Raw genomic sequence first — 18,348 nt, 5'->3', positions numbered from 1 at the left:
CCTTCGTGCCGTCTCGTGCCGGCCCGGCCCTAGAGCGCGACGCCGAGCAGGGCGTCCACGGCGCGGGAGACCACACCGGGCGCGCCCGCGTCGGTGCCGCCTCTCTGCTCCTGGAGGACGGTCCAGCGGTCGACGGCGGCGAGCGCGGACGGTGCGTTCAGGTCGTCCGCGAGGGCGTCGCGGATCTCCTCGACGAGCGCCTCGGCGGGCGGACCGTCGGGGCGGGAGACCGCGGCGCGCCAGTGGGCGAGGCGGGTCACGGCGTCCTGGAGGACCCGGTCGGTCCACTCCCAGTCGGAGCGGTAGTGGTGGGCCAGCAGCGCCAGCCGGATCGCCGCCGGGTCCACGCCGTCGCGCCGCAGCCGGGACACGAAGACCAGATTGCCCTTGGACTTGGACATCTTCTCGCCGTCCAGGGCGACCATGCCGGCGTGCACATAGGCCTTGGCCATCGGGTGCTCGCCGGTGAGCACCTGGGCGTGCGAGGCGCCCATCTCATGGTGCGGGAAGACCAGGTCGGAGCCGCCGCCCTGGATGTCGAAGGTCATGCCCAGGTGGTCGAGGGCGATGGCCACGCACTCGATGTGCCAGCCGGGGCGGCCCCGGCCGAGCGAACCGCCGTCCCAGCTCGGCTCGCCCTCGCGGGCGGCCATCCAGAGCATCGGGTCGACGGGGTTCTTCTTGCCCGGGCGGTCCGGGTCGCCGCCGCGTTCGGCGGACAGCAGTCGCATGGCGGCGGCGTCCAGGTGCGAGACCTGGCCGAAGTGCGGGTCGGACTCGACGGAGAAGTAGATGTCGCCGTCGATCTCGTAGGTGGCGCCGAGCTCACGGAGCCGCTCGACGATCGGGACGATGCCGGGTATGGCCTCGACCGCGCCTACGTACTGCCGGGGCGGCAGCATCCGCAGGGCCGTCATGTCCTCGCGGAACAGGGCGGTCTCGCGCTCGGCGAGCGCGGTCCAGTCGACGCCGTCGCGCTCGGCCCGCTCCAGCAGCGGGTCGTCGACGTCGGTGACGTTCTGGACGTAGTGAACCTGCCGCTTGTTGTCGAGCCACACGCGCTGCACCAGGTCGAACGCGTTGTAGGTCGCCGCGTGTCCGATGTGGGTGGCGTCGTAGGGCGTGATGCCGCAGACGTAGAGACGGGCGACGGGACCGGGGTCGAGGGTGACCGGACCGCCGGTCGCGGTGTCGTGGATCCTCAGGTCGCGGCCCTGACCGGGCAGGGCGGGGACTTCGGAAGCGGGCCAGGCATGCATGTCACGAGCCTAACCGGACCCGAGTTCCGGATACGAACCGGAACGGGCCGTATGGCCGGGAGGGCGTTCTTGCGCGTGGCCGCGCCGTGTGCCGCACCGGCCACGCGCCCGGGTCAGACGGGGGGCCAGGGGATCGCCGGCCAGCCGGTGCCCGGTTCCGGGTGGGTGCCGGTGGTGAGCAGGGACTGCACGCGGGCGCGGGTCGCGTCGATCTCCGCGGGCGTGATCAGCGGGGTCAGGGCCGCGGTGAGGGGGCCGGAGGCGGCGAGGGCGTCCCGGAGGGTCTTGAGGACGTCCAGGGCCTCCCCGGGCAGCGGCTCCCCCGCCCAGCCCCACAGCAGCGTGCGCAGCTTGTTCTCGGTGTTGAAGGTGACCCCGTGGTCGATGCCGTAGAGCCGGCCGTCCGCCGTGGGCAGCAGGTGCCCGCCCTTGCGGTCGGCGTTGTTGATCACCGCGTCCAGCACGGAGAGGCGGCGCAGGCGGTCGTCGTCGGCGTGCACCAGCAGCGCGGTGCGGCCCTCGCCGACCTCGGCGGACCCGATCGCCTTCCAGCCCGGCTCGGGCTCCTCGCCGTCCACCAGGGCGAGCAGTTCGGCTCCGGGCGCGGTCTCGATCCACAGCTGGCACATGCCCTCGCCGTAGGGGCCGTCGCGCAGCACGGTGGGCGGCACGAGGTCCCAGCCGGTCGCCCGGGACACCTCGTACGCGGCCGCCTCGCGGCCGGCCAGGGTGCCGTCGGGGAAGTCCCACAGCGGCCGCTCCCCCGCGACCGGCTTGTAGACGCAGGCGGCTTCCCGGCCCTCGTGCGCGACGGTGCAGTACAGCGCGGCGTTCGACGCCTCACGGAGGCGTCCGCGCACGGTCAGCTCGCCGCGGGCGAGCAGTTCGGCCGCGGCCGGGTCGGTGGCGGTCACGCTCCGCGGCGGTATCCGTTCTGGCGCGGACATACGTGTCCTTCCGGGTCGAGCGGGAGACTGCACAGCGGGCACGGCGGGCGGCCCGCGTTGACGACGTCCAGGGCGCGCTTGGCGAAGGCCCGCGCCTGCGCCCCGGTGAGCCGGACGCGCAGCATCGGCGGGCCGTTCTCCTCGTCCTGGAGCAGCCGCTCCTCCGCCTCGGCGAGGTCCTCGTCGGAGTCGGCGTCCAGTTCGACGAGCGCCTGCGCCTCCACGATCATGCGCTGCTCCTCGCCGTCCCAGGCGAGCGCCATGGTGCCGACGCGGAACTCCTCCTCCACGGGGGTGTCCAGCGGGGCCGTGTCGGTGATCTCGGCCGGCGCCATCGCGGGCACCGCCGCGCTGCCACCGCTGCGGCGCACCACCTCGTCGAGCAGTTCGTCCATCCGCTCGGCGAGCGCCGCGACCTGGGTCTTCTCCAGGGCCACGCTGGTCACCCGGGAGCCGGCGGAGGCCTGGAGGAAGAACGTACGGCGCCCTGGCAGTCCGACCGTGCCGGCCACGAAACGTTCCGGTTGGTCGTAGAGGAACACCTGACGGGACACGTCCTGTCTCCATGGGAAGTCGGGGAACGGGCGGTGGGTGGATCGGAACGCAACGGTGCGGTCGCTTCACCCTACTGCGGGGAACGATCACGGTGCGCCCGCGTCGCCCCCCACCGTGGCGTCGCCGGCGGGCGGCTCCTCGCGCGGCGCCAGGGACGCGAAGTCGCCGGTGTCGCCGAGCCGGAGCAGAAAGGGGCGCAGCCGGGTGTAACGGATCGCGGTGATGGAACACGGTTCCACGGAGATCCGCTGGAAGAGGTCGAGATGAAGTCCGAGGGCGTCCGCCACCAGAGACTTGATGATGTCGCCGTGCGAGCACATCAGGTACACGGCGTCGGGTCCGTGGTCGCGCTCCACGCGCGCGTTCCATTCGCGCACCGCTTCGGCGGCGCGCGCCTGCATGGCGCGCAGGGACTCCCCGCCGGGGAAGGCCGCGGCCGACGGGTGCGCCTGTACGACCTCCATGAGCGGCTCGTCCTTGAGTTCGGCGAGCTTGCGTCCGGTCCAGTCGCCGTAGTGGCACTCGCCGATGCGCTCGTCGATGTGGTGGGTGAGGCCGGGGCGGGCCCGGAGCAGCGGTGCGACGGTCTCCCGGCAGCGGTCGAGCGGGCTGGTGACGACCTCGGCCGGCGTCAGCGGGGCGAGCCGCCCGGGCAGGGCGGCGGCCTGCGCGGTCCCGCGGTCGTCGAGGTGCACGCCGGGCGTCCAGCCGGCGAGCAGTCCCTCGGTGTTGGCGGTGGAGCGTCCGTGCCGGACCAGGAGCAACGTGGGCATGCCGCCCAGGGTAGGCGTACGGCCGCCCGGGGGAACCGGGACGGGAACACGACGGCGGGACGGGAACGGGACGGCGGACCGGCTGCCGGGACGGGAGGACATGCTTCGTGATCGTCGACTGTGGCGTCTACCGGGAGGGGCACCGGTCGGAGGGCCCCCAGGACTTCTCCGACGCGCTGGACGAGGCGCGGTCGGCGGGAGGCTTCGTCTGGATCGGGCTGCACGAGCCGACGGCCGAGGAGTTCGACCTGGTCACGCGGGAGTTCGGGCTGCACCCGCTGGCGGTGGAGGACGCCCTCAAGGCCCATCAGCGGCCCAAGCTGGAGGTGTACGACGACTCGGTCTTCGTCGTCCTCAAGCCGGTGGTGTACGAGCCGGACAGCGACGCCGTCTCCTCCGGCGAGATCATGATCTTCCTCGGCGACTCGTTCGCGGTGAGCGTACGGCACGGCGAGGGCGCCCCGCTGGCCGCGGTGCGGGACCGGCTGGAGCGGGAGCCGGAGCTGCAGCGGGAGGGGGCGACGTCGGTGCTGTACGCGGTCGCCGACGCCGTGGTCGACCACTACCTGGAGGTGGCGACCGAGCTGCAGACGGACCTGGAGGAGCTGGAGACGCAGGTCTTCACCCCCGACGCGGGCGACTCGCGGCACACCGCGTCCCGGATCTACGGGTTCAAGCGGCAGATCCTGGAGTTCCGCCGGGCGACGGTGCCGCTGACCGCGCCCATGGCCCGGCTCGCCGGGACCGGCGCGTCGGGGCCGGCGGTGCCGTTCGTGGAGGAGGGGGCGCGGCCGTACTTCCGCGACGTCCACGACCACCTCACGCGCGTCAACGAGTCGGTGGAGGGTCTGGACCGGCTGGTGTCGGACGTGCTGTCGGCGCACCTGGCGCAGGTCGGCGTGCAGCAGAACGACGACATGCGCAAGATCTCCGCGTGGGCGGCGATGGCCGTGGTCCCCACGATGATCGCGGGAATCTACGGCATGAACTTCGAGCACATGCCCGAGCTGCGGTGGACGTGGTCGTACCCGGTGGTGATCGCGGCGATGGCCGCGCTGGAGGTGGCGCTGTTCGGCACGTTCAAACGCCGGGGCTGGCTGTAGCCGGCGGGGCGGTCAGGCCGCTTCGGGTTCCGGGGTCGCGGGGCCGCCCAGCGCGTTGCGCCGCTCGGGCATTCGCAGCGAGACCATCCGGCGCCAGCCGCCGAGGCGTTCGTACAGGTGGACGGCGTGGATGCCGGCCGCGAGGAGCGCCGCCCTGGGCTTCGGCCAGCCGAGGATGCGGCCCATGTGGGCCATCACGGCGAGGCTGACGTCGCGGTGGACGCGGATCTCGGCGAGCGCGCACGTGCGCAGGGCGCGCTGGATGGCGCGGCCGTGTCCGGCGCGGGCGAGGCGCAGCAGTTCCTCGTGGCAGTAGGCGAGGTGGTTGTCCTCGTCCTCGGAGATCATCTTCACCGCGCGGCCCAGGTCGGGGTGGTCGGCGAAGTGTTTGCGCAGCAGCTTCATCTGCTCGGAGGCGCGCTGCTCGGTGACCCGGCTGTGGGCGAGGTAGGTGACGATGTCCTGGACGGTGAGCGGCTCGTCGCGCTTGAGCTTGTCGTGGGCCAGGCCGATGCCGGTGCGCTCCAGCAGCATCGTGTAGTCGGTCTCCGGGGGCACCGGGACGGGCTCCAGGCCGCGCTTCCTCAGCAGGGCGTCGAAGATCCGGCCGTGCTTGTCCTCGTCGGCGCCGTGGCGGGTGATCCTGGGGGCGAGGTCGCGCTGGGTGTCGGGCACGAGCGCCGCGATGCGGGCGTTCTCCCAGCCGCCCTGGGACTCCCCGCTCGCGGCGATCGAGCAGAACAGCGCGAAGGACTCGTCGTGGCCGAGGATCTCCTGGAACAGGCTCTTCGCCGACAGCATGGGGCCCACCTCTCCGCGGCGTCCGCCGTTGCGCGGTCCGCATGTCCACAGCTCGCAAAGAAGCAGTCAAGTGCGACGGCGGGGGCGCGGCAACAGGTGGGGCGGGCGACTCCGCCGGTCGGCGTACGTGCCGGGCGCCGGGAGGGCGGGGGCGGGCACACGGCGAGGCGGGCGATCCGGGGCGCGCAGGCGCGTGACCCCCGGGGGCCGGGGGGCGTTGTCGTGGGTGACGGCCGCGGCGGGGTCGACCCCCGAGCCCCCACCACGGCCGCGGGACCTGGCCGCCGCCGCGGGGGACGCGGCGGCGGCCGGACGGATCAGGCCAGGCCCGCGCGCTCCAGGGCCTCGACGCCGGCGCGCAGCGAGGCCAGCCGCTCGTCGAGGGTGAAGCCGGCCGGGGCGAGGGTGAGGGTGGTGACCCCGGCGGCCGCGTAGGCCTTCATGCGGTCGGCGATGCGGTCGACCGAGCCGAGCAGGGTGGTGCTGTCGATCAGGTCGTGCGGGACGGCGGCGGCCGCGCCCTGCTTGTCGCCGGACAGGTACTTGTCCTGGATCTCGGCGGCCTCCCGCTCGTAGCCCATCCGCTGGGCGAGCTGGTTGTAGAAGTTCTGCTTGCGGCTGCCCATGCCGCCGACGTACAGCGCCGTGTAGGGGCGGAAGGTGTCGGCGAGGGTGGCCACGTCCTTGTCGTCGCCCACGGCGAGCGGGACGGTCGGGCAGATGTCGAAGCCCTCGAGGGTCCTGCCGGCCTTCTCGCGGCCCGCGCGCAGATGGCGGACGGCGGTCTCCTCCAGGTGGTCGGCGGAGGGGAAGATCAGCAGGGCGCCGTCGGCGATCTCACCGGTCTGCTCGAGGTTCTTCGGGCCGATCGCGGCGATGTACAGCGGGATGTGCTCGCGCTGCGGGTGCACGGTGAGCTTGAGGGGCTTGCCCGGGCCGCCGGGGAGGGGCAGGGTCCAGTGCTCGCCCTCGAAGGACAGGCGCTCGCGGGTCATCGCCTTGCGGATGATCTCGACGTACTCGCGGGTGCGGGCGAGCGGCTTGTCGAACTTGACGCCGTACCACCCCTCGGAGACCTGGGGGCCGGAGACGCCCAGACCCAGGCGGAAGCGGCCCTCGGACAGCGAGTCGAGGGTGGCCGCGGTCATCGCGGTCATGGCCGGCTGGCGGGCCGGGATCTGGAAGATGGCGGAGCCGACGTCGATGCGCTCGGTGCGGGCGGCGACATAGGCGAGGACGGTGGCGGCGTCGGAGCCGTAGGCCTCGGCGGCCCAGCAGACCGCGTAGCCGAGGCGGTCCGCCTCCTGGGCCACGGCGAGGTTGTCCGCGTCCATTCCGGCGCCCCAGTAGCCGAGGTTGATCCCTAGCTGCATGGCCGTCTCCCCTTACCGATCAGTAACGTGACTTGCGCAGACCTTATACCTCCGCGCCCGCGAGAGAGGGGCGCGCGGGGCCCGCGGTGCGGGCCCGGCCGGCCGCCGGCGCCGTCGCGCGACGCCCGGAGGACGGTTGTCCACAGGTCCCCGTGCGCACAGCTCCGGCCAGTAATCTCGGCGTTCATGGAGCAGAGGCATCTCGGCCGTACCGGCCTGCGTGTGTCCCGGATCGGGCTCGGGACCCTCACCTGGGGCCGTGACACCGACGAGCACGACGCGGCGGAGCTCTTGAAGACGTTCTGGGACGCGGGCGGGACGCTGGTCGACACGGCGGACGTGTACGGCGACGGGGAGGCCGAGTACCTGCTCGGACGGCTGATGGACGGGCTGGTGCCGCGCCGGGACCTGGTGATCTCGACGAAGGCCGGCAGCGTGCCCGGCCCGGACCGCCGGTTCGACGGCTCACGCGGCCATCTGCTGTCCGCCCTGGACGCCTCCCTGACCCGCCTCGGCACCGATCACGTCGACGTCTGGCACGTCCACGCCTACGACCCGGCCACGCCGCTGGAGGAGACGCTCCAGGCGCTGGACATCGCTGTCGCCAGCGGCCGGACGCGGTACGCGGGCGTGTCCAACTTCTGCGGCTGGCAGCTCGCCAAGGCCGCGACCTGGCAGCTCGCCGCGCCGGGCGCGCGCACCCGGCTGGCGAGCACCCAGATGGAGTACTCACTGCTGCAGCGCGGGGTGGAGCGGGAGGTGCTGCCCGCCGCGATCGACCTCGGGATCGGCATGCTGCCGTCCTCCCCGCTCGGGCGGGGCGTCCTCACCGGCAAGTACCGCGGGGACGCCACGCCGGCGGGATCGCGCGGCGCCTCGGAGCATCTCGCGCCGTTCGTCGCCCCGTACCTGGACGACACGGCGAGCCGGATCGTGGACGCGGTGACGACCGCGGCGGACGGGCTCGCGGTGACCGCGCTCCAGGTGGCGCTGGCCTGGGTCCGCGACCGGCCCGGGGTGACCGCGCCGATCGTCGGCGCGCGCACGGCGCAGCAGCTCACGGCGGCGTTGTCAGTGGAGGCGCTTAGTCTGCCTGATGAGATCTGCCGGGCGCTCGACGACGTGTCGGCTCCCGTGCACCGCTATCCCGATCACGACTGGAGCACGCTGTGAGCACGCCCGAGACCCCTGAGGAGCCGAGGAGCGCGGACGACGGCACGCCCGCCGAGGGCGCGCAGGTGTCCGAGGCCGAGGCGGAGCTGACCGCGCAGCGTCTGGAGCGGGAACGGATCGAGCGGCGCAAGGCGGAGCGGCAGGGCCCGATCGAGGCGGGCGCCAAGCTGAGCGGCACGGCGGCCGAACTGCTCGCCGCCGTGCGGGCCGTGGAGAGCGGTGAGAAACCGCCGGCCACCGTGTCCGAGGAGGTGCGGCCCGCCCCGCGGCGTCCCGCGCCCGAGCCGGTGCGGCGGGCCCCGGTGGTTCCCGAGGGGCCGGCCGCACCGGCCGAGGGCACCCTGGGCGAGGTGCGGGAGGTGCTGACGCGGGGCGGTGCGCCCGCCGCGCTCGCCGTGCCGGCCGCCGCGGCCCTGGGCGAGGACGCGGCGGGCGTGCTGCGGGAGGACCCCTGGCAGCTCCTGCGCGTGCCGGGCGTACGGCCCGAGCAGGCGGACGGGTTCGCCCGCGCGCTGCTCGGCGGGGAGGCCGGGCCGGGCGACGGGCGGCGGGGCCGCGCGGTCACCGTCTGGCTGCTGGAGCAGGCCGCGCCGGCCGGGCACACGGTGCTGGAGATGGCCGCGCTGACCGAGGCGCTGGGCCGCCAGGGCGTGCCCGAACCCGAGGACGCGGTGCGCGACGCCATCGCCGAGGGGGACGTCCTCGTGTTCCAGGACGCCCTCGGTGAGGCCGGCGAGGAGGGCGAGGACGGCGAGCAGCCGGTCCGTGTCCTGGTCGGGCTGGAGCGCTGCGCCCTGGCCGAGGAGAGCCTCGCCGACGGACTGGCCCGGCTGGTCAACGCGGTGCCCGAGCAGGACGGGACGGCCGAGGAGTGGGAGCGGGCGGCCGCCGCGGCGGGGGGCTCGGCGGGCGACCTGATCCGCGCGGCCGCGCGGCACGGACTGGTGCTGCACACCGGCGGGGAGGCCGCGCTGGCCGAGCCGGCGGCGCTGCTGGACGTGGCGCACGGCATGGGGCTGCGCGCCTGGGCCGTCACGCACAGCCCCGTCGGGCGCGAGCGGTTCGCGGCGCGCGTCGACGGCCCGGGGGTCGCCACGGTCGCCGGGCTGCTGTCCGGCGCCGAGGGTCCGGGACGGGACGCGGAGGGCGCGCTGGCCGTGGACCTGCTGGTGGTACTGGACGCGCCGCAGCTGGACGTGGAGGCCGCCGCGCTGCTCACGGAGTCGCTGCCGGACGGGGCGCGGCTCGTGCTGTCCGGCGACCCCGCGGTGCTCTGGTCGGTCGGCCCCGGACGGGTCTTCGCGGACCTGCTGGCGGTGCGGGCCTGCCCGCAGATCGCCTCCCGGCGGCCGGACCCGGGGCCGCTGGGTGAGCTGGTCTCGGGGATCGGCGTCGGCGAGCTGCTCCAGGTGGAGGCCCCCGGCAAGGAGGTCGTCGTCGTACCCGTGCGGGACGCGGGCGAGGCGGTGCACCGGACCGTGCAGCTGGTGGTGGACTCGGTGCCGCGCGCCATCGGGGTGCCCGCCGAGGAGACGCAGGTGATCACCCCGGGCCACGGCGGCGCGGTCGGCACGCGCGTGCTGAACGCGGCGCTGAAGGAGCGGCTGAATCCGGGTCCGGGCCGCTTCGCGGGCTTCGACCCCGGCGACCGGGTGGCGTACTCCCCCGCCCCGGGGCGCACCCTGCCGGGCCGCGTGCTCGGAGCGGACGGCGAGGGCCTGCGCCTGGAGTGCGCGGGCGAGCAGGTCGTGGTGCCGAGGGACCGCGTGGAGCAGTCGGTCCGGCACGGCTGGGCGCTGACCGCGCACCAGGCGGTGGGCTGCCGCTGGCCGGCGGCGGTCGTGGTCCTCCCCGGCGACGCGGTCCCCGCCCTGAGCCGCCCCTGGGTCTACACGGCCTTCAGCCGCGCCGACCGCCACCTGTCGGTGGTCCACGGAGTGGACCAGGCCCTCCCGCGAGCGGTCGCCGAGGTCCCGGCGAAGCCGCGCACGACCCGGCTGCCGGTGCTGTTGGCACCGCAGTTGCCTGCGGGGGGCGAGTGAGGGGCGGGGGCCCCGCTCCGAGGCGTCCTTGAGCTGCACGGGGCGCCGTGGGCGCACCGTGCGCGGTGGCCGGGGTGCGGCGTCGCCGCACGTGGCGTGCCGTTGACGGGGACGTCCGGTGTCGTGGTGACCGCGGTGGGGCACCGCCGGGCCGCGTGCGACGGCGGCGGCACCCGGGGAGGGTGTCGCCGCCGTCGCCGTGAGGTCAGCGGTCCGCGTCCAGCGGCTCCAGGTCCTCGTCCGCGTGGGGGTCCAGGACGACCTCCAGGTCGTCGTCCTCGTCGTCCCCGTCGTCGTCGAAGACGGCGCTGACGTCGAAGCGGCACACCACGGTCTCGGGATCCACCTGGTCGAAGGGCGCCTCGAGCCATTCGCCGGGGTCCGGGATCTCGTCCGATGCCGTCACCCAGAGCGTGGAGTCGCCCTCCTCCAGGCCGAACTCCTTGTGCCGGGAGGCGATCTCGTCCGGCTCGTACTCGCCGAACAGCAGGCCCAGCGCGCCGTGGACGGTGCTGAAAACCTCCGCGCTCCCGTCGTCCGCCTCCTCGATCCGCTGGGCGTGCGCGAGCAGCCGCTGCGGCTCGACGACGGCGTAGTCACGGCGGATCAGCACGCTGAGGGCGTTCGGTTCCTCGGGGCCGGCGTAGGGCGGCAGGGCCTCCTCGGAACCGGGGATCTCGAAGGGCGTGACCTCGTCGTAGCGGTCGTAGAGCAGTTCGTCGTACGTCTCCGCGGCCGCGGCCAGCTGGTTGAAGGCCTCGTAGACGGCCGGGTCGTCGTCCCCGGACCGGCTCTCGACCGCGGCCAGGTGGCGGTCGAGCGCGGTCTTCACCGCCTCGGCGGCGGCGCGTACCTCGGCAGCAGTGGGCTGCGCAGCATCAGACATAGTGCAGACGCTATCCGTACCGGGGCCCGGCCCGCACAATAGATGCGATGCCGGAATACGAATTTGTCGACGTGTACGTGCCTCGCGGGGTCTCCCGCAAGGAGACGGCGCGTCTGCTGACGGACCATGCCGAGTACGGTCACTGGGAGTTGTACCGCCTGACGCTGATGCGTGACGGCAGCCGCAGAGTGCGGCTGCGGCGGCGGATCATCCGCCAGGTGCGCGCCACCTGGTGAGCCGGTCGCGCCCGACCCGAGTCACCAGGCGGAGCGGACCCCGCGTCGGCCGCGGGGTCCGCTCCGTGTGTCCGAGATCACACCGCGGCGCGCGCCCTGCGGTACAGGATGCCGCCGGCGAGCAGCGCACCGGCACCGGCCGGCAGCACGAGGCCCAGCGGCAGCTCGCTGCCGGTCTCGGCGAGCTCCCCTTCGGCCTGCGGGCCGGAGTGGGGGCCCGGCTGGTTGCCGGTGGACGGGGTGTCCGGGGTGGCGGGCGTGTCCGGGGTGGCGGGCTCGTCCGGGTTCCCCGGCTCATCGGGAGTGCCGGGCTCACCCGGGTCGCCGGGGTCACCGGGGTCACCGGGCTCACCCGGATTGCCGGGGTTCCCCGGCTCCCCGCCGTCGCCCTCCGTGTTGGCGCAGCCGTTGCCGGCCGCCCCGTTGCCCACGCCGATGACGTCGACGCTGTTGCCGCAGACGTTCACCGGCACGTGCACCGGCGCCTCCACGACGTTGCCGGAGGCCACGCCGGGCGAGTCGCCGGCCTTGCCGTGGGCGTGCGCGCCGTCGTGGTGGCCGGAGCCGCCCTCGTTGACGCAGGCGTTGCCGACCGCCGGGTTGAGGACCCCGACGACGTTGACCGTGTTGCCGCACGCGTTGACCGGCACGTGCACCGGGGCCTGCACGACGTTGCCGGAGAGCACGCCCGGCGAGCCCTTGGCCCCGCCCGTCGCCCCGGAGTCGGCGTGGGCGGCGGCCCCGCCCACGGCGGCGAGCACACCGGTGGCGGCGGCCATGGTCATCAAGCCCTTGCGGGTGACCTGTCGCATTGCTGAATTCCCTGTCCTCGGACCTGCTGCCGGGAGGCGGCGTCCGCCGCGTCCCGGATTCTCGACGAATGAGGAACCGATCGGCCCCGGAGCGCATGGCGCGCGCTCCGGGGCCGACGGGCTCGAGCCCTCAGCGGGCGTTGCCTAGAGGGCGAGACACGACATCACGCGTTGACGCAGGTGTTGCCGAAGGCGGGGTTCAGCAGCCCGATCACGGAGATCGTGTTGCCGCAGACGTTCACGGGGACGTGAACCGGCACCTGCACGACGTTGCCGGACGCGACGCCCGGGGAGTGCACGGCGGCACCCTGGGCACCCGAGTCGGCGGCGGCCATGCCCGCGCCCGCGAGAACCAGACCACCCGTGGCGGCCGCGACGGCGACGACCTTCTTCAGCATGTATTCCTCCTTGTTGGCAAAGTGATCCAAAGTCGCGGATCACATCACGGGTAACGAGGAGGAAGTAATGAGGCTACGAGCTTATGGTCGCATTCACTCTTCCCGGTCAACTCCGCACGTCTGCCCGATTCTTCAGGACGCGTCCAGGAACCGGTCGAGCACACGGACGCCGAACTTGAGACCGTCCACCGGCACCCGCTCGTCGACGCCGTGGAACATGCCCGCGAAGTCCAGCTCCGGGGGCAGCTTGAGCGGCGCGAAGCCGAAGCAGCGGATGCCGAGGTCGTCGAAGGACTTTGCGTCGGTGCCGCCGGAGAGCATGTAGGGCACGGCGCGCGCGATCGGGTCCTCGGCGGCGAGCGCGGTCTGCATGGCGTCGACGAGCCGGCCGTCGAAGCCGGTCTCCAGGGCCTTGTCGGCGTGCACGTCCTCACGCCGCACGCGCGGGCCGAGGACGCGGTCCAGGTCGGCGAGGAACTCCTCCTCGTAGCCGGGCAGGAAGCGGCCGTCGACGTGCGCGGTGGCCTGGCCGGGGATGACGTTGACCTTGTAGCCGGCGCCGAGCTGGGTGGGGGCCGCCGAGTTGCGCAGCGTGGTGCCGATCATGCGGGCGATGCCGCCGAGCTTGGCGAGGGTCTCGTCCATGTTCTCCGGGTCGAGCTCGGTGCCGAGCGCGTCGGAGAGCTCGTCCAGGAAGGCGCGGACGGTCTTGGTGACCCTGACCGGCCACGTGTGGCGGCCGAGGCGGGCGACGGCCTCGCACAGCTCGGTGATGGCGTTGTCGTCGTTGGTCATCGAGCCGTGCCCGGCGGTGCCGTCGACGGTGAGCCGCATCCAGTGCATGCCCTTCTCGGCGGTCTCGACGAGGTAGAGGCGCAGCTTCTCGTTGACGGTGAAGGAGAAGCCGCCGACCTCGCCGATCGCCTCGGTGACGCCCTCGAACAGCTCGGGGTGCCGGTGCACCAGGTGCTTGGCGCCGTACGTGCCGCCGGCCTCCTCGTCGGCGAGGAAGGCGAGGACGACGTCCCGCGGGGGCTTGCGGCCGCTGCGCATGCGCTCGCGGACGACCGCGAGGGTCATGGCGTCCATGTCCTTCATGTCGACGGCCCCGCGGCCCCAGACGCAGCCGTCGGCGATCTCGCCGGAGAACGGGTGGTGGGTCCAGTCGTCGGCGTTGGCGGGCACGACGTCGGTGTGGCCGTGGATGAGCAGGGCGGGCCGCGACGGGTCCTCGCCCTCGATCCGGGCGATGGTGGAGGCGCGTCCCGGGTGGGACTCGAAGATCCGCGGTTCCAGGCCGACTTCGGCGAGCTTCTCGGCGACGTACTCGGCCGCCTTGCGCTCGCCGGGGCCCGAGTGATCGCCGTAGTTGCTGGTGTCGATCCGGATCAGCTCGCGGCAGAGGTCCACGACCTCGTCCTCACCGGTGACGCCCTTGACCGGGTCCGTCTCGCTCACGTGCTACCTCCCGCTGCTGGTGTTCCCGCTGGTGGGTTCCCCCTCATCCTCCCTCCCCGGGGGGCCGGTCCCAAGCCCCGGCCCGGCCCGGCCCGTCACACGCCGTTCCCGCGACGGCGCGGCGGGGGTGATCGGCCACCCCGGAACACCTGGTAATGTTTATGTCGTCGCCGCGGGGGGAAACCCGCGCGACAGACACCTTGTCCGGGTGGCGGAATGGCAGACGCGCTAGCTTGAGGTGCTAGTGCCCTTTATCGGGCGTGGGGGTTCAAGTCCCCCCTCGGACACTTGGAACGCGAGGGCCGCGACCGCGAGGTCGCGGCCCTCGGGCGTTGTCACGGAAGGTGCCCCATGACGTCCCCCACGCCCTGTCCCTGCGGCCTCCCCGAGGACTTCGAGGAGTGCTGCGGCCGCTTCCTCTCCCGGTCCCGGCTCCGCTTTGCCGGGGGGACCCCCGGCAAAGCCGCCGCGCCCACCGCCGAGCGGCTGATGCGGTCGCGGTACGCGGCGTTCGTCCTGCGGGACGGGGCGTACCTGCTGCGGACCTGGCACCCGCGGACCCGGCCGGCCCGGCTCGACCTCGATCCGGTGATGCGGTGGACCGGTCTGGAGATCCTGGCCACGGAGGACGGCTCCGCCTTCCACTCCACCGGCACGGTGACCTTCCGCGCCTCCTACCAGGGCGGCTCCCTGCACGAACGCAGCCGCTTCGAGCGGGTCGACGGCGCCTGGGTGTACGTCGACGGGGACTTCCTGAGCTGAGGGCCGGAAGGGGGCCGCCTCAGGCCGGCAGCCGGGTGTCGGCGACGAAGGCGACCTCCACGAGCTGGCCCGGCAGCGTCAGCTCGGTGACACCGAGCACCGTGCCGGCCGGGCGGTGGTCGCCGAAGTACGCCAGGTTCGCCTCGGCCGTCGCCGCGGCGTGGCGTCCGAGGTCCACCACGTAGAGGGTCTGCGAGACGATCTGGCTGCGGGTGACCCCGTAGTGGGCGAGGACCCGGTCCATGTTCGCGTGGGTCCGCCGCAGCTGGGCGGCGAAGTCGCCGGGGTGGGGGAACGCGCCCGTCTCGTCGAACGCGAGCTGTCCGGAGACGTGGATCAGGTCGCCCGACCGGATCGCCTGCGCGTACCCGAAGTCGCTCTCGGCCGGGATTCCGTAGGAGAAGACATCACTGGTGGCCATGGCTGGGCCGCCTTTCCTGGTCGGTCTCTTGTGGTTACTCGGTAACCGTAGGAGAGTGGACCTCGATCCGGAAGAAGGCACTTTTCAGTGACGGAGGAACCCGATGGTGACCAGGCGTGCGCTCGCGGGGCTGCCGGAGGACGCCGACCTGCGGCGCGCGGACTCCCTGGCGCGGGAGATCTTCTCGGACGTCGCCAACAAGTGGGCGCTGCTGATCATCGAGGCGCTCGGCGAGGGCACCCTGCGGTTCAGCGAGCTGCGGGACGAGGTCGAGGGAGTGAGCCACAAGATGCTCACCCAGAACCTGCGCATGCTGGAGCGCAACGGCCTGGTCGAGCGGACGGTGCATCCCACCGTGCCGCCGCGGGTCGAGTACACCCTCACCGGTCCGGGCCGGGCCCTGCGCACCGCGGTCGACGCGATCTGCGGCTGGACGCACGAGCACCTGGGACACATCGAGCGGGCGCGGGAGCGCTTCAGCGGCTGAGGGACGGCCGGCGGGCGGGTCAGGGCGCCAGGATGTCCAGTTCCTGGAGGGCGCCCTCGGTGATCTCGCGGGTGAGCCTCTCCGCGCGGGCCGCGTCGCGGGCGCGGACGGCTTCGGCGAGCTGGACGTGGAGGGTGACGGCGGCCGGGTCGGGATCCTCGAACATCACGTCGTGGTGGGTGCGGCCGGCCAGCACCTCGGCGACGACGTCGCCGAGGCGGGCGAACATCTCGTTGCCGGAGGCGGTCAGGATCACGCGGTGGAACGCCACGTCGTGGAAGAGGTAGCCCTCCAGCTTGTGGCCGCGCGCGTGGGCGACCATCCCGAGGGCGCACTCGGTGAGTTCGGCGCACTGCTCGGCCGTGGCGTTGCGCGCGGCCAGGCCCGCCGCGACCGGTTCGATCGCGGAGCGCAGCACGGTGAGGGAGCGCAGTTGGCGGGGGCGGTCGGCGCCGGCCAGGCGCCAGCGGATGACCTGCGGGTCGTAGACGTTCCACTCGCGGGACGGCAGGACGGTGACGCCGACGCGGCGCCGGGACTCCACCAGGTGCATGGACTCCAGGACGCGGACCACCTCGCGCATCACGGAGCGCGACACGTCGAAACGCTGGGCGAGCTCGTCGGTGCGCAGGACGCTGCCGGGCGGGTATTCGCCCGCCGTGATCTCGGGGCCGAGGGTGTCCAGTACGCGGCCGTGCAGCCCCCGGCCCGTGGTGCTCATGCACTCAGAGTACGGGGCGCATCACTCCGATAAAAAGTCAGACTTATTCGTCACAGACTCTTGAAGTCGTCTTACTTATGAGTTTCAGTTGCCGTCGACATCATCGGCAAGGTGTCGACGAGGACATCAGACAGTGAGGCAGCGATGAACACCCCCCGCGTGCTCGTGGTCATGGGCGTCGCCGGAACGGGCAAGACCACCATCGGTCCCCTGCTCGCGGCCCGCCTCGGCGTTCCGTACGCCGAGGGCGACGACTTCCACCCGCAGAGCAACATCGCCAAGATGTCGGCCGGCACCCCGCTCACCGACGACGACCGGTGGCCCTGGCTGGACGCCATCGGCGACTGGGCGCAGGGGCGCGCGGGGCTGGGCGGCGTGGTGAGCTGCTCGGCGCTGAAACGGTCGTACCGCGACCGGCTGCGGGCCGCCGCGCCCGGCGTGGTCTTCGTGCACCTCACCGGCGACCGCGCGCTCGTCGAGGACCGGATGTCGCAGCGGCAGGGGCATTTCATGCCCACGGCACTGCTCGACTCCCAGTTCGCCACGCTCCAGCCGCTGGAGCCGGACGAGACCGGGATCGCCGTGGACGTGGCGGGCAGCCCCGAGGAGATCGCCGAACGGGCGGCCACCGCCCTGACGTCGCTCCCTGAGCCCACCCCGTAGGCCCCGCCGGCCCCTGTCCCCCGGGGCCGCCCCCTCCTCCCCACCCCCGTACTCCCTAGGATCCACCGTGACCAGACTCAGCGTAGAGATGCTGGCAGCGGACGCACCCGAGCCGATCACCTCGGCCGGCCACGCTCAGCTGGGCATCGCCGTCCTGGCGGGCATAGCCGTCATCGTCCTGCTCATCACCAAGTTCAAGCTGCACGCCTTCCTGTCGCTGACCATCGGGTCACTGGCGCTCGGCGCCTTCGCCGGGGCACCGCTGGACGAGGTCATCACCAGCTTCAGCTCCGGGCTCGGTTCCACCGTCGCCGGTGTGGGCGTCCTGATCGCCCTCGGCGCGATCCTCGGCAAGATGCTCGCCGACTCCGGCGGCGCCGACCAGATCGTCGACACCATCCTCGCGAGGGCCAAGGGCCGCACCATGCCGTGGGCGATGGTGCTGATCGCCTCGGTCATCGGGCTGCCGCTGTTCTTCGAGGTCGGCGTGGTGCTGCTGATCCCGGTGGTGCTGATGGTCGCCAAGCGCGGCAACTACTCGCTCATGCGCATCGGCATCCCGGCGCTCGCCGGTCTGTCCGTGATGCACGGTCTGGTCCCGCCGCACCCCGGCCCGCTGGTCGCCATCGACGCCGTCGGCGCCAACCTGGGCGTGACGCTGGCCCTCGGCGTGCTCATCGCCATTCCGACCGTGGTGATCGCCGGTCCGGTGTTCTCCAAGTACGCCGCCCGCTGGGTGGACGTCCCGGCCCCCGAGCGGATGATCCCGCAGCGTCCCTCCGAGGACCTGGAGCGGCGCCCCGGCTTCGGCGCGACGCTGGCCACGATCCTGCTGCCGGTCGTGCTGATGCTGGCCAAGGCACTGGTCGACATCGTGATCGACGACCCCGAGCACCACGTGCAGCGCGTCTTCGACGTGGTCGGCTCCCCGCTGATCGCGCTGCTCGCGGCCGTGCTGGTCGGCATCTTCACGCTCGGCGTGCCCGCCGGCTTCAGCCGGGAGCGGATCTCCTCCCTGGTGGAGAAGAGCCTGGCGCCGATCGCGGGCATCCTGCTGATCGTCGGCGCGGGCGGCGGCTTCAAGCAGACCCTGATCGACACCGGTGTGGGCCGGATGATCCTGGACATCTCCGAGGACTGGTCGATCCCGGCGCTGCTGCTGGCCTGGCTGATCGCGGTGGCGATCCGGCTGGCGACGGGCTCGGCGACCGTGGCGACCGTCTCGGCGGCCGGTCTGGTCGCGCCGCTCGCGGCCGACATGTCGACGACGCACGCCGCGCTGCTGGTGCTGGCCATCGGCGCCGGTTCGCTGTTCTTCAGCCACGTCAACGACGCCGGCTTCTGGCTGGTGAAGGAGTACTTCGGGCTGGACGTCGGCCAGACGATCAAGACCTGGTCGATCATGGAGACGATCATCTCGGTGGTCGCGGGGGCGCTGGTGCTCCTGCTGTCCCTGATCGTCTAGCCGGGTCCGGACC

At 73.1% G+C, this 18,348-nt stretch carries 20 protein-coding genes and 1 tRNA gene; 9 read left to right on the top strand and 12 right to left on the bottom strand.

The annotated features are described in order from the left end of the window. Positions 1–29: 29 nt before the first annotated feature. The 4 genes from mshC to ACIQ8B_RS10525 form a co-directional block, all read right to left on the bottom strand. Positions 30–1,259: a cysteine--1-D-myo-inosityl 2-amino-2-deoxy-alpha-D-glucopyranoside ligase gene (gene mshC, locus ACIQ8B_RS10540; RefSeq protein WP_403546452.1), complete on the bottom strand. Its 1,230-nt coding sequence runs from the start codon at positions 1,257–1,259 to the stop codon at positions 30–32. A gap of 113 nt (positions 1,260–1,372) precedes the next feature. Beyond that, positions 1,373–2,206: an SCO1664 family protein gene (locus tag ACIQ8B_RS10535; RefSeq protein WP_403546451.1), complete on the bottom strand. Its 834-nt coding sequence runs from the start codon at positions 2,204–2,206 to the stop codon at positions 1,373–1,375. Then, on the bottom strand, positions 2,170–2,760 hold the full coding sequence (locus ACIQ8B_RS10530; protein ID WP_106414983.1) for a DUF3090 domain-containing protein: 591 nt from the start codon (positions 2,758–2,760) through the stop codon (positions 2,170–2,172). Before ACIQ8B_RS10530 ends, ACIQ8B_RS10535 begins: the two co-directional genes overlap by 37 nt. 87 nt (positions 2,761–2,847) lie before the next feature. Next, the gene (locus tag ACIQ8B_RS10525; protein ID WP_106414982.1) at positions 2,848–3,534 is read right to left on the bottom strand and encodes a histidine phosphatase family protein; all 687 of its coding nucleotides are present in this window, start codon (positions 3,532–3,534) and stop codon (positions 2,848–2,850) included. Between the two features lie 107 nt (positions 3,535–3,641). On the opposite strand from ACIQ8B_RS10525, the gene ACIQ8B_RS10520 reads away from it, so the two are divergent. Next, a complete protein-coding gene (locus ACIQ8B_RS10520; RefSeq protein ID WP_290008358.1) occupies positions 3,642–4,637 on the top strand; it encodes a magnesium and cobalt transport protein CorA in 996 nt (331 codons plus the stop codon). Between the two features lie 12 nt (positions 4,638–4,649). On the opposite strand, the gene ACIQ8B_RS10515 is transcribed toward ACIQ8B_RS10520, so the two are convergent. Further along, complete coding sequence (locus ACIQ8B_RS10515) at positions 4,650–5,438, bottom strand: ferritin-like domain-containing protein (protein WP_403546450.1); 789 nt, start codon at positions 5,436–5,438, stop codon at positions 4,650–4,652. Positions 5,439–5,755: 317 nt separating this feature from the next. Continuing rightward, positions 5,756–6,811, bottom strand: a complete 1,056-nt coding sequence (locus ACIQ8B_RS10510; RefSeq protein ID WP_290008355.1) for an LLM class F420-dependent oxidoreductase — start codon at positions 6,809–6,811, stop codon at positions 5,756–5,758. 186 nt (positions 6,812–6,997) lie between these two features. Here ACIQ8B_RS10510 and ACIQ8B_RS10505 point away from each other — a divergent pair, with 186 nt between their 5' ends. After that, complete coding sequence (locus ACIQ8B_RS10505; protein WP_366251840.1) at positions 6,998–7,984, top strand: aldo/keto reductase; 987 nt, start codon at positions 6,998–7,000, stop codon at positions 7,982–7,984. Further along, positions 7,981–10,026, top strand: coding sequence for a helix-hairpin-helix domain-containing protein (locus ACIQ8B_RS10500; RefSeq protein ID WP_403546449.1), 2,046 nt, complete (start codon positions 7,981–7,983; stop codon positions 10,024–10,026). Before ACIQ8B_RS10505 ends, ACIQ8B_RS10500 begins: the two co-directional genes overlap by 4 nt. 205 nt (positions 10,027–10,231) lie before the next feature. Here ACIQ8B_RS10500 and ACIQ8B_RS10495 read toward each other — a convergent pair whose 3' ends face one another. Beyond that, complete coding sequence (locus ACIQ8B_RS10495) at positions 10,232–10,912, bottom strand: hypothetical protein (protein ID WP_403546448.1); 681 nt, start codon at positions 10,910–10,912, stop codon at positions 10,232–10,234. A gap of 47 nt (positions 10,913–10,959) precedes the next feature. Here ACIQ8B_RS10495 and ACIQ8B_RS10490 point away from each other — a divergent pair, with 47 nt between their 5' ends. Beyond that, positions 10,960–11,148, top strand: coding sequence for a DUF5703 family protein (locus tag ACIQ8B_RS10490; RefSeq protein ID WP_004933366.1), 189 nt, complete (start codon positions 10,960–10,962; stop codon positions 11,146–11,148). Positions 11,149–11,225: 77 nt separating this feature from the next. On the opposite strand, the gene ACIQ8B_RS10485 is transcribed toward ACIQ8B_RS10490, so the two are convergent. The 3 genes from ACIQ8B_RS10485 to ACIQ8B_RS10475 form a co-directional block, all read right to left on the bottom strand. Next, positions 11,226–11,960: a chaplin family protein gene (locus ACIQ8B_RS10485; protein WP_403546447.1), complete on the bottom strand. Its 735-nt coding sequence runs from the start codon at positions 11,958–11,960 to the stop codon at positions 11,226–11,228. Between the two features lie 164 nt (positions 11,961–12,124). Next, positions 12,125–12,358 (bottom strand): chaplin ChpH, encoded by a 234-nt coding sequence (gene chpH / locus ACIQ8B_RS10480; protein ID WP_106414974.1) that lies wholly within the window; start codon positions 12,356–12,358, stop codon positions 12,125–12,127. A gap of 132 nt (positions 12,359–12,490) precedes the next feature. Then, positions 12,491–13,816 (bottom strand): M20/M25/M40 family metallo-hydrolase, encoded by a 1,326-nt coding sequence (locus ACIQ8B_RS10475; protein WP_403546446.1) that lies wholly within the window; start codon positions 13,814–13,816, stop codon positions 12,491–12,493. 202 nt (positions 13,817–14,018) lie between these two features. Here ACIQ8B_RS10475 and ACIQ8B_RS10470 point away from each other — a divergent pair. Continuing rightward, positions 14,019–14,103: transfer RNA gene (locus ACIQ8B_RS10470), tRNA-Leu, on the top strand. Positions 14,104–14,167: 64 nt separating this feature from the next. Further along, positions 14,168–14,578 carry a YchJ family protein gene (locus ACIQ8B_RS10465; protein ID WP_403546445.1) on the top strand — a complete coding sequence of 137 codons (411 nt, stop codon included), beginning with the start codon at positions 14,168–14,170 and terminating at the stop codon, positions 14,576–14,578. 19 nt (positions 14,579–14,597) lie between these two features. Here ACIQ8B_RS10465 and ACIQ8B_RS10460 read toward each other — a convergent pair whose 3' ends face one another. Further along, positions 14,598–14,999 (bottom strand): RidA family protein, encoded by a 402-nt coding sequence (locus ACIQ8B_RS10460; RefSeq protein WP_403546444.1) that lies wholly within the window; start codon positions 14,997–14,999, stop codon positions 14,598–14,600. 103 nt (positions 15,000–15,102) lie between these two features. Here ACIQ8B_RS10460 and ACIQ8B_RS10455 point away from each other — a divergent pair, with 103 nt between their 5' ends. Then, positions 15,103–15,486, top strand: a complete 384-nt coding sequence (locus tag ACIQ8B_RS10455; RefSeq protein WP_403546443.1) for a winged helix-turn-helix transcriptional regulator — start codon at positions 15,103–15,105, stop codon at positions 15,484–15,486. A 19-nt stretch (positions 15,487–15,505) separates the two neighbouring features. On the opposite strand, the gene ACIQ8B_RS10450 is transcribed toward ACIQ8B_RS10455, so the two are convergent. Next, the gene (locus ACIQ8B_RS10450; protein ID WP_403546442.1) at positions 15,506–16,207 is read right to left on the bottom strand and encodes a FadR/GntR family transcriptional regulator; all 702 of its coding nucleotides are present in this window, start codon (positions 16,205–16,207) and stop codon (positions 15,506–15,508) included. A gap of 144 nt (positions 16,208–16,351) precedes the next feature. Here ACIQ8B_RS10450 and ACIQ8B_RS10445 point away from each other — a divergent pair, with 144 nt between their 5' ends. Together ACIQ8B_RS10445 and ACIQ8B_RS10440 are read left to right on the top strand one after the other, a co-directional pair. Then, on the top strand, positions 16,352–16,870 hold the full coding sequence (locus tag ACIQ8B_RS10445) for a gluconokinase (protein WP_403546441.1): 519 nt from the start codon (positions 16,352–16,354) through the stop codon (positions 16,868–16,870). 67 nt (positions 16,871–16,937) lie between these two features. Further along, positions 16,938–18,335 carry a GntP family permease gene (locus ACIQ8B_RS10440; RefSeq protein WP_290008332.1) on the top strand — a complete coding sequence of 466 codons (1,398 nt, stop codon included), beginning with the start codon at positions 16,938–16,940 and terminating at the stop codon, positions 18,333–18,335. Positions 18,336–18,348 lie beyond the last annotated feature (13 nt).

It is taken from the genome of Streptomyces sp. NPDC096105 (assembly GCF_044763335.1).
Lineage (GTDB): Bacteria > Actinomycetota > Actinomycetes > Streptomycetales > Streptomycetaceae > Streptomyces.
The sequence above is the reverse complement of the archived record's forward strand: the minus strand, read 5'-3'. Positions and strand labels throughout refer to the sequence as shown.

Excerpts from the sequence above, each read along its gene's own strand:
- ACIQ8B_RS10490 (WP_004933366.1), top strand. The coding sequence starts at position 10,960 with ATGCCGGAATACGAATTTGTCGACGTGTACGTGCCTCGCGGGGTCTCC.
- ACIQ8B_RS10495 (WP_403546448.1), bottom strand. The coding sequence starts at position 10,912 with ATGTCTGATGCTGCGCAGCCCACTGCTGCCGAGGTACGCGCCGCCGCC.
- ACIQ8B_RS10465 (WP_403546445.1), top strand. The coding sequence starts at position 14,168 with ATGACGTCCCCCACGCCCTGTCCCTGCGGCCTCCCCGAGGACTTCGAG.
- ACIQ8B_RS10525 (WP_106414982.1), bottom strand. The coding sequence starts at position 3,534 with ATGCCCACGTTGCTCCTGGTCCGGCACGGACGCTCCACCGCCAACACC.
- ACIQ8B_RS10515 (WP_403546450.1), bottom strand. The coding sequence starts at position 5,438 with ATGCTGTCGGCGAAGAGCCTGTTCCAGGAGATCCTCGGCCACGACGAG.
- ACIQ8B_RS10485 (WP_403546447.1), bottom strand. The coding sequence starts at position 11,960 with ATGCGACAGGTCACCCGCAAGGGCTTGATGACCATGGCCGCCGCCACC.
- mshC (WP_403546452.1), bottom strand. The coding sequence starts at position 1,259 with ATGCATGCCTGGCCCGCTTCCGAAGTCCCCGCCCTGCCCGGTCAGGGC.
- ACIQ8B_RS10505 (WP_366251840.1), top strand. The coding sequence starts at position 6,998 with ATGGAGCAGAGGCATCTCGGCCGTACCGGCCTGCGTGTGTCCCGGATC.
- ACIQ8B_RS10450 (WP_403546442.1), bottom strand. The coding sequence starts at position 16,207 with ATGAGCACCACGGGCCGGGGGCTGCACGGCCGCGTACTGGACACCCTC.
- ACIQ8B_RS10445 (WP_403546441.1), top strand. The coding sequence starts at position 16,352 with ATGAACACCCCCCGCGTGCTCGTGGTCATGGGCGTCGCCGGAACGGGC.
- ACIQ8B_RS10460 (WP_403546444.1), bottom strand. The coding sequence starts at position 14,999 with ATGGCCACCAGTGATGTCTTCTCCTACGGAATCCCGGCCGAGAGCGAC.
- ACIQ8B_RS10535 (WP_403546451.1), bottom strand. The coding sequence starts at position 2,206 with ATGTCCGCGCCAGAACGGATACCGCCGCGGAGCGTGACCGCCACCGAC.
- ACIQ8B_RS10510 (WP_290008355.1), bottom strand. The coding sequence starts at position 6,811 with ATGCAGCTAGGGATCAACCTCGGCTACTGGGGCGCCGGAATGGACGCG.
- chpH (WP_106414974.1), bottom strand. The coding sequence starts at position 12,358 with ATGCTGAAGAAGGTCGTCGCCGTCGCGGCCGCCACGGGTGGTCTGGTT.
- ACIQ8B_RS10455 (WP_403546443.1), top strand. The coding sequence starts at position 15,103 with ATGGTGACCAGGCGTGCGCTCGCGGGGCTGCCGGAGGACGCCGACCTG.